Source organism: Leptolyngbya sp. FACHB-671, from assembly GCF_014695745.1.
GTDB lineage: Bacteria > Cyanobacteriota > Cyanobacteriia > Elainellales > Elainellaceae > JAAUTN01.
Genome location: NZ_JACJOV010000080.1, coordinates 58,677 through 73,166, shown reverse-complemented (window position 1 = coordinate 73,166; position 14,490 = coordinate 58,677). Strand labels below are relative to the sequence as shown.

Annotated in this window: 12 protein-coding genes; 5 read left to right on the top strand and 7 right to left on the bottom strand. The window is 50.2% G+C overall.

The window, feature by feature from the left end; translation table 11 throughout:
• Positions 1-159 precede the first annotated feature (159 nt).
• The 5 genes from H6F93_RS10155 to H6F93_RS10135 all read right to left on the bottom strand — a co-directional run bounded on the left by H6F93_RS10155 (position 160) and on the right by H6F93_RS10135 (position 5,079).
• Positions 160-1,473 (bottom strand): aminopeptidase P family protein, encoded by a 1,314-nt coding sequence (locus H6F93_RS10155; RefSeq protein ID WP_524537924.1) that lies wholly within the window; start codon positions 1,471-1,473, stop codon positions 160-162.
• A gap of 67 nt (positions 1,474-1,540) precedes the next feature.
• Entirely contained in the window at positions 1,541-2,317 is a 777-nt protein-coding gene (locus H6F93_RS10150) for an MBL fold metallo-hydrolase (protein WP_190643552.1), read from the bottom strand.
• A gap of 224 nt (positions 2,318-2,541) precedes the next feature.
• A complete protein-coding gene (locus H6F93_RS10145; RefSeq protein ID WP_190643553.1) occupies positions 2,542-3,333 on the bottom strand; it encodes an HAD family hydrolase in 792 nt (263 codons plus the stop codon).
• 108 nt (positions 3,334-3,441) lie between these two features.
• Positions 3,442-3,894 (bottom strand): D-aminoacyl-tRNA deacylase, encoded by a 453-nt coding sequence (gene dtd, locus H6F93_RS10140; RefSeq protein ID WP_190680356.1) that lies wholly within the window; start codon positions 3,892-3,894, stop codon positions 3,442-3,444.
• 15 nt (positions 3,895-3,909) lie between these two features.
• Positions 3,910-5,079, bottom strand: a complete 1,170-nt coding sequence (locus H6F93_RS10135) for a CobW family GTP-binding protein (protein ID WP_199313611.1) — start codon at positions 5,077-5,079, stop codon at positions 3,910-3,912.
• A 222-nt stretch (positions 5,080-5,301) separates the two neighbouring features.
• Here H6F93_RS10135 and cysS point away from each other — a divergent pair, with 222 nt between their 5' ends.
• Both cysS and H6F93_RS10125 read left to right on the top strand, forming a co-directional pair.
• Complete coding sequence (gene cysS, locus H6F93_RS10130; protein WP_190680354.1) at positions 5,302-6,807, top strand: cysteine--tRNA ligase; 1,506 nt, start codon at positions 5,302-5,304, stop codon at positions 6,805-6,807.
• A gap of 231 nt (positions 6,808-7,038) precedes the next feature.
• Positions 7,039-7,518: a nuclear transport factor 2 family protein gene (locus H6F93_RS10125; protein ID WP_190643555.1), complete on the top strand. Its 480-nt coding sequence runs from the start codon at positions 7,039-7,041 to the stop codon at positions 7,516-7,518.
• A 13-nt stretch (positions 7,519-7,531) separates the two neighbouring features.
• Here H6F93_RS10125 and H6F93_RS10120 read toward each other — a convergent pair whose 3' ends face one another.
• Positions 7,532-7,759: a hypothetical protein gene (locus tag H6F93_RS10120; RefSeq protein WP_190680352.1), complete on the bottom strand. Its 228-nt coding sequence runs from the start codon at positions 7,757-7,759 to the stop codon at positions 7,532-7,534.
• A gap of 183 nt (positions 7,760-7,942) precedes the next feature.
• A complete protein-coding gene (locus tag H6F93_RS10115; protein WP_190680350.1) occupies positions 7,943-9,877 on the bottom strand; it encodes a primary-amine oxidase in 1,935 nt (644 codons plus the stop codon).
• Between the two features lie 1,085 nt (positions 9,878-10,962).
• Between H6F93_RS10115 and H6F93_RS10110 the strand changes: the two genes are divergently transcribed.
• The 3 genes from H6F93_RS10110 to H6F93_RS10100 all read left to right on the top strand — a co-directional run bounded on the left by H6F93_RS10110 (position 10,963) and on the right by H6F93_RS10100 (position 14,462).
• Complete coding sequence (locus H6F93_RS10110; protein ID WP_190680348.1) at positions 10,963-12,105, top strand: sugar ABC transporter substrate-binding protein; 1,143 nt, start codon at positions 10,963-10,965, stop codon at positions 12,103-12,105.
• A 270-nt stretch (positions 12,106-12,375) separates the two neighbouring features.
• A complete protein-coding gene (locus H6F93_RS10105) occupies positions 12,376-13,182 on the top strand; it encodes an ATP-binding cassette domain-containing protein (RefSeq protein WP_190680346.1) in 807 nt (268 codons plus the stop codon).
• A gap of 32 nt (positions 13,183-13,214) precedes the next feature.
• The gene (locus H6F93_RS10100) at positions 13,215-14,462 is read left to right on the top strand and encodes a sugar ABC transporter permease (protein ID WP_190680344.1); all 1,248 of its coding nucleotides are present in this window, start codon (positions 13,215-13,217) and stop codon (positions 14,460-14,462) included.
• Positions 14,463-14,490: the final 28 nt, after the last annotated feature.

Here is a 14,490-nt window from a genome sequence, read left to right as displayed (position 1 = left end):
TAGTATGGGCAAAGAGCATCAACTCGTGTCCTTCAAGAAGCTACTGTATGTGAACGGGCGTTCGATTTTGGTGCGCGATCGCTTGCGTTCCACCTAATCCAAAGCAGGTTTCCGATTTAATTTTTCCTACTTGACACGATCTAATTCACAATCCCATTTCTAACGCTCTATCTCCTCGATCGCCTTCGGTACACCAGCCGTCAACACCTCATGTCCTGCTGAAGTCACCAGCACATCATCCTCAATTCGAATGCCGATTCCACGCCAGCGAGGGTCCACTTCGGGCTGTCCTTCTACAGGTTTGATATCCGGTGCAATGTAAATTCCGGGTTCTACAGTGAGAACCTGCCCAGGTTCCAGGTTATGGGGCGTTTCACCGTGCTGATACACCCCAACATCATGCACATCCAAACCGAGCCAGTGCCCCGTGCGGTGCATGTAAAAAGGCTTGTATTTTTCTTCCTTAATGATTTCCTCAATGTCACCTTGCAGCAGTCCCAACTCCATCAGCCCTTCCACAATCACGCGCACGGCTGTGTCATGAATCTGACCGTAGGGGTTGCCCGGATGAACTTGGGCGATCGCCTCCAGTTGAGCCTTTAGCACAATCTCATACAGCGTCTTTTGCTCTGGCGTAAACTTACCCCCTACCGGGAAAGTGCGGGTAATATCAGCGTTGTAGTAGTCATAGGCGCAGCCTGCATCAATCAGCAATAGCTCACCGTCCTGCATCTGGCGCTCATTTTCGGTGTAGTGCAGCACACAGGCGTTCGCTCCCGAGGCCACGATCGAAGGGTAGGCGGGACCCATTCCACCTCGCAAGCGGAAGGTGTGTTCCATCTCCGCTTGCACTTCGTATTCATAGCGCCCTGGCTGAGTAAACTCCCGCGCCCGATTGTGAGCATCCACTGAAATAGCTGCTGCTGTACGCATTAGCTCTAGCTCAGCCGGACTTTTGATTTGCCGTAGAGAATGCAGCGTTGGAGCCGGATCTTCAATGGCGGTTGGACCTGTACCCCGCTTGGGATAGCTCCTCATCAAGCGCTGCCAGTGCTTCAGAATGGTGTCGTTGAAGGGGCGATCGCGCCCTAGCTGATAGTAAATTCGGTCAGCTTTTTCCAGATATTGGGGCAGCTTTTCATCCAATTCGGCGATCGGATAAACCTCATCAGCGCCAAACCGTTCCTTTGCCGCCTCAACCCCTACCCGATAGCCCGTCCAGGTTTCCCGCTCCGGGTCTTTCGGCTGCACAAACAGCACAAACTTATGCTCTTCATGGTGCGGTGCCAAAACTACGACTGCCTGAGGTTCATTAAAGCCAGTCAGGTAAAAGAAATCGCTGTCCTGCCGGAAGTTGTACTCCACATCATTGTGCATCACTGCCATCGGCGCACTGCGAAACACCGCCGTTCCTTTGCCAATTCGTGCCATTAATTGCTCACGCCGCTGAGCATATTCCTGTTGCATTGCCATGTGCTGAGGTAGTGCAGATTAAGTGCAAATTAGGGGTTGACGTGATGTATGACTATTAGTCAGTGAACTAGAAGCTGTAGCTCAGGACTGTTACTCTTGTACCGCTTTCGGGCAAATCAGAGCGACGAATGGAAGTTGTGTCACTATTCACCCGTTGAATGGTAGAGCCTTCCATCAAAGTCAGAAATCCATCTATCGCTACGATGTCGCAAGCATTCGCGTCGGCTGCTTGGGTGCGATAATGCGTCGGAATGACAACTTTGGGGTTGAGCGTTCGCACTGCCTGCACAGCTTCTTCGGGAGTGTAAGCTTTTGGTCCACCACCCACCGGAATCAGCGCTACGTCAGGACGACCGATTAAAATCTGCTGTTCAACGGTGATTGGGGAGGCAATGCCGCCCATGTGAACGACGTTAATTCCAGATTGATTCCACTTCCACACCACGTTAGTGCCAAATTGCCGTCCGCCTAAGCGGTCGTGTTCAGTGCTGACGCCTGAGACTTCAAGTCCGTTAAATTGGTAAACGCCTGGTTCAGCTAGTAAACGTGGGTTTCCAGGAATGCCTTCGACCACTCCTTCGTCTAGCAAACGACTGCTGATCATCACCAGGTCAGTGTCTACCTGAGGAGCACGGTATCCTGCCGTGCAGCCAATGGGACGAAATGGGTTAACCAGAATGCGTCGTCCGCCGCCCGTGAACCGGAAACAGGTATGTCCTAACCACTGAACCGAAAGCGCCTCATTAGACTGAGCCTGAACAGGCTGAAACCGAGCGATCGCCCCGGTGGTCGCTGCTGCTGTCAGCACTGCTCCTGTATATCGAACAAACTGTCGCCGCTTCATAATCTCCTCACTTACACTGTGCCACCCTAGGTTTTACTGGGTGATCAAGCTGAAATCAGCAATATTAAGCTTACCGCTATCAGATAGCAATCAGGGCGATCGCTTTTTCCAGCCGTTGAGAAGATTTGCCCCTCCAAGCGTAAGGGTACGTTGACGAGCATTCTTATCTATCAAGCTTGTTTATCTATCAAACTTGTTTATCAAAGTGGAGCAACAGAACCTGCTTATTCTCCAATTAAATAGCGAGTCGCGGAAAGCAAGTCGCTGTAAATGCAGGTTGGGGTAAATTTTTCCAGGTAAGTGCGACTACGAATACCGCAGGTGAGGGCGATCGTCGGAACCCCTGTTGCCTGTCCAGCTAGAATATCTGCCTCAGTATCGCCAATCATCCAGGCACACCGCGACAGCTCTGAAGCCGCTCTCTCTTGCTGGGAAGACTCCAAAGCCGATACCAAAAGCCGCGTTTTTTCGTCTGCGTAGTTGCGATAAGCTGCTGTCTCGTCTTGAGTACCCCAGATTGCGCTAAACAGGTGAGTCAGCCCATAGTTCTGCAAAATCTGAATTGCCTGCGTTTGACAGCGCAGCGTCACCAACACTAATCGAATCCCTTTAGCATGAAGCATTGCCAGGGCCCAGCGCACACCCAACTGAAGCTGATCCTTATGTAGCAGCGTCGGCTGATTTACGATTTGGCTGACTCGCTGCAAAAACAAATCGATCTGCGCCTGCTGCAAACCCGATCGCATTGCAATTTCCAGGTCGGGCACCCGATCTTGCTTCATCTGCCAGAATTGCACCTTACTCAAAACCCGAATTGGCAGCGTTATTCCTTCAGCTTGGTAGATTGCCTGTACCTCTGCTAACCCAAGCTGATAGGTGCTGTAATACCGCTCAGATACGTCTACAATCGGCCCATCAAAATCGCAGAAAACCGTTGAACCAGGTGCTAACGCTGGGGCGAATTGATCTCGGCAACGCTGAAACTGAGACAAACCCGAAGCTACAACACCTGTCATTTAATGTTACCTATAGCAATCATCGTGAAATACTTCTTCACACTATTCGAATATCCATAAGCCGTCAACAATTTTTCAGCAAAAATATATTAGTATTTCTAATATGTCTTATACTTGCGCTGACGGAGTTTCCAGCAGCAGCGTCACAGGTCCGTCATTCTCAATCGAAACTTGCATCATTGCACCAAACTTTCCAGTTTCGACTTTTAAGCCGCTCTGCTGCAGTTTTTCTACGAATTGGTTGTACAAAGATTCAGCGCTCGCCGGGGCAGCAGCTTTGTCAAAAGAAGGGCGACGACCCTTGCGGCAATCTCCATATAAAGTGAACTGGCTTACGACCAGCAGTTCACCCTGTATGTCCAAGACTGAACGATCGAACTTGCCGCTTGCATCTGGAAAAATCCGCAGTTCCAGACACTTTCGCGCCATCCAATCCAGTTCTGCCTCAGTATCAGAATCGGCAATGCCAACCAGCAGGTTCAACCCACGCCCAATCAGACCGATGACCTCACCATCGACCACGACTTGGGAATGGGTAACTCGCTGAAGGACGACTCGCAAAGTTTTACTGATTGTCTACCTGCCAAAACCGCGACCGCGATTGGTAGAAGGCATACAAACACAAGCTTCGAGTTGCGATCGCAACTTCTCATGATCCAAATCTTGCCCAATCAGCACAAGCTGATTCTTCGGTGCGGTCTTCCACTCATCATCGTCTAGCGAGAATCGCTTACCGCTGAGGTGGAAAATATGGCGCTTCGGCTTGCCCTGCTCATCCCGGCTTTCATCAAACCAGAGAATCCCCTTTGCCCGAAACACGCTGGCGGGAAGCTGATTATCCAGGAAATTTTGAAACTTCCTGATCGCAAACGGCTTGTCGCTCAGGAAAGAAATTGAGGTGAACCCATCTACCGCCAAATGGTCTGAGTGATGGTGATGGTCATGATCGTGGTCATGAGCGCAGTGCCCATGATCGTGATCGCACTCTGAATGGTCGTGATGCTCGTGAGCGTGGTCATGGTCGTGAGCTTCATGCCCATGATCGTGATCATGGTCGTGCTCAGACGTTGAACCATTCGAGTTGAAATATTTGTCAGATTCAAATAACCCAACGCTCAGAATGAGAGGTAGCGGCACCTGCGCCTGAGTTGTCCGCAAAATCCGAGCGCCTTCCTTAACCTCACGAATCTTAACTTCCAGCAAATCCAGGTCAGCTTCATCAACCAGGTCAGCTTTATTCAGCAGGATGATGTCACCGTAAGCAATTTGATTGTGCGCCGCCTGACTGTTAAACAGGTCAAGGCTGTAATTCTCCGCATCAACTACCGTAACGATGGAGTCAAGTCGGGTCAAATCGCGCAGTTCCGTTCCCAAAAACGTCAGCGCAACAGGCAGCGGGTCTGCCAATCCAGTTGTTTCAACGACCAGGTAGTCAATCTGATCCTGACGCTCTAAAACCTTGTAGACCGCTTCCATCAAGTCGTTGTTGATGGTGCAGCAGATGCAGCCATTGCTCAGCTCCACCATGTTGTCGTCGCCTGTGGTAATCAGCAACTCGTTGTCGATGCCGATTTCGCCAAATTCGTTGACCAAGACCGCGGTCTTCAGTCCTTCCTGGTTGGTCAGAATGTGGTTGAGGAGAGTGGTTTTACCGCTGCCCAGAAAGCCTGTGATGATGGTGACGGGCAACCCTCGCTTGAGGTCATCCATCGTTTCAGATTGGTTAGGAGTGACTACAGATGTCATGGCACAGTGGTAGAAAACGTCAAAAAGTTAGGAGAATGGTGAAAAGCTGAGCGATCGCCAAAGACTAATCTATGAATCTTTGTTTGATCTGCACTCTCCATTATGACTGATCATTATCACTGATCTGTTCTCGGTTGCTAGCCTTAAATTGCAGTCCTTCTCAAAATACCTACTCCCTCATTCCCAATTTCCCTACTCCACCCTTTCACTCTCTAATCTGCCATGCCCCTAAAGCTTTACAACACCCTCACCCGCCACAAAGAATCCTTTGAGCCCCTAGAACCCGGTAAGGTGCGGATGTACTGCTGCGGCGTGACGGTCTATGACTATTGCCACCTGGGGCACGCCCGCTCTTATATCGTCTGGGATACGGTACGGCGCTATTTGCAGTGGCGCGGGTATGACGTGCGCTACGTACAAAACTTTACTGACATCGACGACAAAATTCTGAATCGAGCCCGGCAAGAAGGTTCCACCATGCAGGAGGTAGCAGAGCGCTACACCCAGTCCTACTTTGAAGACATGGCTCGGCTCAACATTCTTGAAGCCGACGCGTATCCCCGCGCCACGCATACGCTCGACGGCATCAAACGTCTGATTCACGAACTAGAGCAAAAAGGCTATGCCTATCCTGCAGAAGGCGACGTTTACTATACCGTGCGAAACTTTCCCGAATACGGCAGGCTATCGGGACGCAGGCTCGAAGATATGAAAGCCGGGGCAAGCGGTCGAGTTGAGGCTGATCCCGAAGCACAAAAGAAACAAGACCCGTCTGACTTTGCGTTGTGGAAAGCAGCCAAACCTGGAGAACCTGCCTGGGAATCTCCTTGGGGAGAAGGTCGTCCGGGTTGGCACATTGAATGCTCGGCAATGGTGCGCGAAGCGTTTAGAACCTCAGACGGAACGTTAGCAGACACAATCGACATTCATGTCGGTGGCGCTGACCTGGTGTTTCCGCATCATGAGAATGAAATCGCCCAATCAGAAGCAGTTACAGGAAAACCGCTAGCGCAATACTGGTTGCACAACGGCATGGTAAACGTGGGCGGCGAAAAGATGTCCAAATCGCTGGGCAACTTCACCACAATCCGCCAGCTTTTGGATGCACCGGATGCACCAGACCCGATGGCGCTGAGGCTGTTTGTGTTGCAGGCACAGTACCGCAAGCCGATTGACTTTACGGAGGAGGCGATCGCCTCTGCCAAAAATAGCTGGGAAACACTCCAGGACGGGCTGCTGTTTGGCTACCAGTACGGCAAACAACTGGGCTGGACAGATACAGACGATTCTTCTTTTGGCAACCCAGAGTACATGCGAATTCCTTCTGAAAGCGAAGCTGTTCAACGCTTTCAGGAATCAATGGACGACGATTTTAATACGCCAGGGGCGATCGCCATCCTCTTTGAGCTAGCCAAAGCCCTACAGAAAGAAGGAAACTTGCTGGTTCACCAAGGCAAAGCTAGCATCGATGCTCAAACTATCCGCGAGCAATGGCAAACATTAGTCTGCCTTGCTCAAATTTTAGGACTGGAAGCAAAACCCAGTGCAGAGCCGCAACAAGCCGATTCCCCAACTGACGCTGAAATTGAGGACCTGATCCAACAGCGGCAGGAAGCTCGGAAGGCAAAAAACTTTGCAGAGAGCGATCGCATCCGTGATGAACTCAAAGCTAAAGGCATCATCCTGGTTGACCAACCAGGCGGTATCACTACCTGGCACCGCAGCTAGATTTCCTCTGAACTGTCCTTACACTCCTGAGCAAGCATTGAATTCTGAATTTTTGCCAAAGTGAAATGGGGCGATCGTATCGTTGGCAAACTTTGCTTTCTGAGGGGCAACCGCCCTTCACATTTACCGGACAGGCTCACTCTGTACTCGTAGAGAAGGAAAGGACGATCTGCTGCCAGTAGATTACACTGCTAGTGAGTCCTGCTAAACCGCCTGTCTCAGGGAAAAAGAATGGACACCAAACTAGAACTGATGTTCGATCACGCCGAAATCAGCAATGTGGTCAATCGGTTTGCCAGCAGTCTAGATTTACAAGATTGGAATCAGTTTCGTTCTTGTTTCTTGGATGAAATCGAAGCTGACTACTCCGACTTACGAAACGAGCCTGCGATCAGAGTCAAAGCCGACGATTTTGTCGCGTCAAGACGCACTGCCCTTAGCAGTCTCAAAACTCAGCATCAGTTAACTAACCTCAACCTGACGATTGAGACAGACGAAGCGACCTGTGTGTCCTGTGTCGTCATTAACCGATTTCACCCCCATTACACGGGTGTGAATCGCTTTAACACGCACGGCTATTACATCCATACGCTAACGAGAACGCCCAAAGGCTGGAAAATCAGCAAAATCAAGCAAATCGTTTTCTGGAACGAAGGCAACCCCCATCTGCACAGCGCTGTTCGGCAAATGGCAGCAAAAGGGCAGGGGTAGTTTTAGCGAGTCGTTAGTTATTGCCCGTAGAAGCAAGGCAAGGCGACACAGAAGCATTGTTGTTCGTCACGTTAGCAATGTGAGGCGATACAGAAGCATTGTTGCTCATCATATTCACAATGTGGGGTGATGCAGAAGCATTGTTTGCCTTTACATTAGCAATGTTTAGTGGCAGGCACCCCGAAGGATCGCCTTGGATGGGTAGGGGCGTGGTATTCGGGCAAAAGCGTTGAAAGTTCAAGAATAGCTGCCGAATGCCATGGACTTACAGAGCTTGCATCTTTGAATCTAGGTTTGTAAATTTAGCCTCGTCCACAGGTTCTACCTAGGGATGCTATTCAGAGGCTCTGCCTCTTGCATGAATAAGGCAGAGCCTCTAGATGGCATTACGAGGCAAAGCCTCGTAACGAGAGAATTCGCAATCCTAATGACAAGAACTGTGCTTTGATTCAGATGGCGGCACATCCAGTGCAGGATTTGCATCAAAAAATCCGACTGGCTTGAGGACAAAACCACTGCAAGCAGCCGGCATCACCGGATAGTCTTCAGGACGGGGAATATGGTGATGTCCAAAGGTGTACCACACCACTACATCAGTATTTTCAATCGAACGGTTTGCCTGTGTCCACTTAGGTAAACCTTCACCACCAGGATGCTGATTAGGGTAATCACCTGCCGAAAAGCGCTCATCTTCGGCGTAAGGCGTAACCCACAAATGTTTCGTCATGAATCCAGCTCGTTTCAGAATTGGGGATTCGGGATGAGCAAACGGCAAGATATTGTCACCGGGAATGATTTTGTAACTGACAGGTTGCCCTAAACGGTTTTGCACAGAAGGATTGACAACTTTCCAGTAGCGACCTGCTAGCGGATCAATAATTCGCTGTGCTTCCAGTTCCGTCTTAAATAGGGTTGAGGTGGCGAAGAAGGCATTGCCATAGGGATTGTCTGCTCCCAGCGGCTCGGCTTCAGTATTCACCTCGTAAACGGAGTTGTTGCCGCCATCAATGTCAAAGTCTAGCCGCAGACTAAAGAAATGTTGATGGTTGAGAGCATTTACCTGTGGCGCAACAAGCGTGCCATATTTGGGAACATCTCCTAACGCACCACATAGGAGAATGCCCGTCAGCTTTACCTCATACTGAATCGTGCCGTCCTGGTAGAAATACCAGAAGAAGCCGTATTCGTAGTTATCTACGGTGCAGAAGAAAGAGACAACGAGACGACGCGATCGCCTCACCTCAACGCTCTCCAATCGCCAATCTGTATGCTTCCAAAGCACACCAAAGTCTTCCTCATGCATACAAATAGCGTTCTCGATGATCGCCACTTCACCTCGACTATCGGTCATTGCAGCATCAAAATAGCGAATTTCGCCTAGACAATCGCAACCATAGCGAAGCGAATTGGTCAGCACACCTACGCCATGTTCACCCACATCAAAGGCATTTTTGCGAAAGTGCTGCGATCGCGGATCGCCATAGGGCACCACCATTTCTGCCAGCGACGCACGATAGAGAATTGGGCGAAGTTTACCCTGATCTTCATAGCCAATGGTATGTAGCACCAATCCCTCACGCGGCGTAAAACCGATGCGAAATTGCCACTTTTGCCAGCGCACATGATGCCCATCTACCTCAAAGCTTGGGCCTTGCGGCTGAGTGATTTCTAACGGCTTGATATCCATCCGCATTGGGGATACAAACTCGGCGGCATATTCCCCTGGCTCTGGCGGCACAGGCACAACGCCCATGTCTTCAATCTGTAAGACCTGCATTTTGTTCAAGTCAACGACGGGAACAAGTCCATCAATGGGGCGAGAGTAAAAGTTGCTGCTGGGCGTGGTTCGCACGTAGCAGAGACAGCGCGATAGCCGAATGCCGTCTTCTCCCGGTAAACCAAAGTGACCGATCGCCCACGGGTCAACGACAACCGACTCTAGAGGAATGTTGCGCTTGGCAATCGCCGCCTGAAACTCCGGGTTGGCTTTCACCGCTGCCTCACACTCCGACAGTTCATCAGGCATGATGTTGGGCTGCACACCTGGAATGTGCTGCCAGGAGGTAACCGTGTTGCTAGTGAGGGAGGCGATCGCCTCATAGGTCGCCCCTGTCGCGTTGTCTAGCAAAATCAAAAATGCTTCTCGCTCAACCGAGCTACCCGGTTGATAGCTGAGAATCACTGACTTGGGTGGCTCCTTTAGCACCACTGCCGGAAAGCGAAACTGATCACTCAACTGGCGTTCTGCCCTGACAATTGCAACCGCTCTGGCAATCTCTTCAGGAGTCAAAGGCTCCAGTGGGTGAACTGGTGTAGTAGATGAAGTGGAAACATTAGCCAGATCATGGGTGGTAGTCATACTGAGTCATCTTTCGCCGAATAGATATCGTTCTGTGGCAGGTTTCAGTGCCATTCTTGCTGTAGCGATTCTACAAACTTTATCAGAACTGTCTACGCAGCATTGTTCTGTAGAGATGGTGCAGACAAAAGCAAATAAAGGTACTGCCTAAAGCTTACAAATTGCTGATGCCTTGAATACCAAATACGTCAATTCGCGTTACATTTTATTTCACTTAGATCACAAGAGTAATTCAAATCTGCAAAAGTAAAAGTATATTCATAGAGCATTTTTAGAAACAAGGGGGAGAACAAAAAACGAATTCAAAATCTTAGTTTATTCAACAAAAATTAGCCGTGTGGAGTCTAATCCCAGTAGCTTTTCGTACTAGGGAAATACAGATTTTTTAGTTTTTATGCTGTCAGGTTCCCTCGATTCTGTCATTGCAGATTTCTTGTTGGGTTAGAAGATCAACGTCTCTTTTAACTGTAAAAAATCTGTAGATTCTCAAGTGAGCTTTAAGAGGCGATCGCAATAACTGCCTGATCCCCGCCCCCCGTGGGTTTGTAAAAGTTTTGCTAGAATGGGAGACTCTGCTAAGTATCATTAACATCGTCACTTGATGTTTGTCCGTTAACATTGTCACTTTTTAACGCCTTAACAACGCCTCATTGCTGCCCCTCATAGCCCTTCTGAGCTTAAGTTGACCGATTGCATTATTTGCCGTCTTCAACTTTCGAGATGACTTGATACCTGCTAATTTGCCTTCATTCAAGCCGAGTAGTTTCTATTGGGCTGATGTTGGCGATCGCAAATAATGCCGTAGCAATTTGCTATAGGCATTGGTTTAGCTGCTTAAGCTAACTTGCTGCTGAATTCATCACGGCAAGCAGTTTGTGCTGCTAGTTTTCGCTGTGAATGATTGGGTTTAACCTGAGCGATTGTTTTTGTAAGAGGCGATCGCATTTCCCAATTTATTGGCACCCATTCAGCCTTTTGGAATAGCACCAACTCCCCAAGTCCTTGATCCAAACCTCTCCTCAAGAAGCGCTCAGGAAACGGGTAAAAACGCCCAACCAAACTACACCAAAATAAGGAATTAAATCATGCCCAAGTTAAACCCCTTTTTCCGCCGCTGGTTGCCTGTCGTTGGCGTAGTTTTACTAGCCGCTTGTAGTAATGGCACCCCCGCTGACGACACCTCCGAAACTGCAGCCGAGAGCGAATTCGCCGCTGCTAAAGACTGCATGAACGTGGGCATTCTCCTACCCGAATCAGACTCCTCCGCTCGATATGAAGCCTACGATCGCCCCTTGTTAGAGCAAGAAATCAAAGCGGCTCTGCCCGGAGTCACCATTCAGTACGCTAACGCCAACAACAACGCCGCAACTCAGCAAAACCAGGCAGACGCAGCCCTAACCAAAGGCGCTTGCATCCTCGTTGTTGACCCCAATGATAGTGAACAGGCAGCAGTCATTGTGCAACAGTCCAAACAAAGCGGCGTACCCGTAATCGCCTACGATCGCCTGATTCAAGATCCCGACCTCGCATACTACGTTTCCTTTGATAACAAGCGCGTCGGAGAGCTACAGGGGCAATACATCTTAGACCAGCTCAATGCCGGTAACTTTGGTCTGCAAGAGGGAGCCAATCTGGTCATGATCAACGGTTCCCAAACCGACAACAATGCGCTGCTGTTCCGTGAAGGAGCCGTCGAAAAACTGCAACCGCTGGTCAATAGCGGCGACCTCAACCTCGTGTTTGACCAATACACCCCCAACTGGGACAACGCCAGAGCGCAATCCTTAATGGAAGGCGTGCTAACCAAGGAAGAGAATAATGTTCAAATCGCTTACGTTGCCAATGACGGTATGGCAAATACGGTAATTGCAGCATTGCGGACACAAGATTTGAACGGGAAAGTTCTCGTCACTGGGCAAGACGCAACCCTCACCGGAATCCAAAACATTCTCACAGGCGACCAGGCAATGACTATCTACAAGCCAATCATTGAGGAAGCCCGCGCCACCGCTCGGTTGGTCGCAGCCCTCAGCAAAGGTGAAGACACAGGCTCGATCGTCAACGGCACCACTGAGGTGATTGGCGGCGCACAGATTCCCTCCGTTCTAGCAACGCCCGTTATCGTCGATCGCACCAATGTTGAACAAACTGTGATTGCTGATGGCTTCTTGAGCAAAGAAGAAATTTGCAGCGGATTGCCCTCTGGCGCAGGCGGCGTTTGCCCGTAAGACTTCGCCCCCACCCTCAATTCCTGTATTCATCACAAGGATGTGCAACTTTCCAAACCTTCTATGGAACGGGCACCGTAGGTTGGGTGAAGCGAATGCGGAACCCAACAACATCAAAGTTAGGCAAACGTCGGGTTCCACAAGGTTAGGCGAACGTTGGGTTCCGCTATGCTCCACCCAACCTACCTCTGAGGATGAAGGAATTTATGTTTTGCAGTCAGCAAGGGTAAAGCCTTTTCATTTCAACTTACTCAGGAGGGTTAACAAACAATGACCAGTTCAATGTCGGCAACGTCGGATAGCGCTTCTGTCAACAGCAAAGTTCCCCGCCTCCAGCTCAGAAATATCAGCAAATCCTTTGGCGGCGTTCATGCACTCAAGCACGTAGATTTTGAGGTTTACGATGGCGAAGTGGTTGCCCTAGTGGGTGACAACGGCGCAGGCAAATCAACCTTGATCAAAACGATGTCGGGTGCCTATGTACCCGACGAGGGGGAAACGTTAATTGATGGTCAACCCGTCACCATCGGCAGTCCTCAAGACTCAACCCGATTAGGAATTGAAACGGTTTATCAGGACCTAGCACTGTGCGACAACCTGGATGTGGTTGCAAACCTCTGGCTGGGACGGGAAGCTTACCGTGATTTGGTTCCTGGCTTGCTGCGGGTGCTAGATGAAACCGAGATGGAACGCCAAACGCTCGACGTACTGAAAATTTTGGATGTAAAAATTCCTTCAGTGCGGTCAGCCGTAGCTTCTCTGTCAGGCGGTCAACGTCAGTGCATTGCTGTCGCCAAAACAATCTTGCGCCAGCCGAAAGTGGTGCTGCTAGATGAGCCAACCGCTGCTCTGGGTGTGGCTCAGACTCGACAAGTTTTAAATCTAATTTTGCGGCTAAAAGAGCGGGGTCTAGCGGTTGTAGTGATCTCGCACAACCTGCATGACGTATTTGAAGTCGCCGATCGCATCATCGTCATGCGGTTAGGACAGCGAGCAAACACATTTGATGTCCGCAGCGCTACCCGTGAACAGGTAGTTGGCGCGATTACTGGAGCTACGTCTGAGGCAGCAGTTTAGGGATAGCACGACTTACAGAGGATATTAATCTTATGAAAAGCTTGGATCGGGACACCCCTCAAGATCAGGATCATTCCGGCAGTCAGGATGCCCTGGTACATCAGCCAGCTACAGCCGCTTCGCGTGCCCGGTTTAATTTGCGATCGCTAATGCAGGGTGATTTGGGCTTTATTCCCGTCATTCTGACGTTGGCGCTCATTACGATTTACTTTCAGCTCACTACCAGTGGCGTATTCCTACAAGCCCGAAATCTATCTAATCTAACCCAGCAAATTGTCACCATTGGCATTCTTAGTATTGCAGCAGTATTAGTGCTATTGCTAGGTGAGATTGACCTGAGTTTAGCAGCTGTCGCGCAAGCCTGCGCCGCAATCATGGCAACAGTCTCGGTATATCAGGGCTGGAATCCTTGGCTAGCAATACTAGCAGGGCTATTGGCAGGCGCACTGATTGGACTGCTTAACGGATTCTTTATTGCCGTGCTGCGAGTGCCGTCGTTTATTGTCACGTTAGCAGGGTCGATCGCCTATTCAGGGTTGCTACTCGTGGTAATGGGACGACAAACCACGTTAGTCGTGCGCGATCCGGTGATTCGTTCACTTGCTCCAACTTATCTCAACCCAGTTTTGGGCTGGGGAATTCCGCTGGTGTGCTTAGGGCTGTATGCGCTGGGCGTATGGTACGAACGACGCAAGCGATCGCAAGCTGGTTTGTCCGTTCGGCATTCCTCTCAAACAGCGCTACAGCTTGTTGGAGCAGCAGCCGTCACAATCATTCTGATCTTCCTATTTGAGTCTTACCAGGGCGTACCCCAAGCCGTAATGATTGCGTTAGGTCTGGTGCTGGTTTTCTGGATCGTTCTACGCAAAACTCCGTTCGGACGGCACCTCTACGCGGTTGGCGGCAATGCAGAAGCCGCTCGTCGCGCCGGAATTGGGGTCGTTCGCATGAAAATCACTGTCTTCATGCTGGCTTCCACGTTGGCAGCCCTGGGTGGAATCATGATGACTTCCCGCAGTACAGCCGTTGCCACGCAGATTAGCTCAACCCTATTGCTGAATGCGATCGCCGCTGCCGTCATTGGTGGAGTCAGCTTATTTGGCGGTCGGGGTTCCGTCTGGGCGGTAGTTCTAGGTGCATTGGTAATCGGCAGTCTCGACAACGGACTAGACCTACTCAACCAAGATCAAAGCGTCAAGAATATTGTTCAGGGTGCCGTGCTGTTACTGGCAGTCACCGCTGATGCAGTTGTGCGTCGTACCGGGCTCAAAGGGCGATAGCTGAGATTAGAGTGGGTTTAGTTGCTTT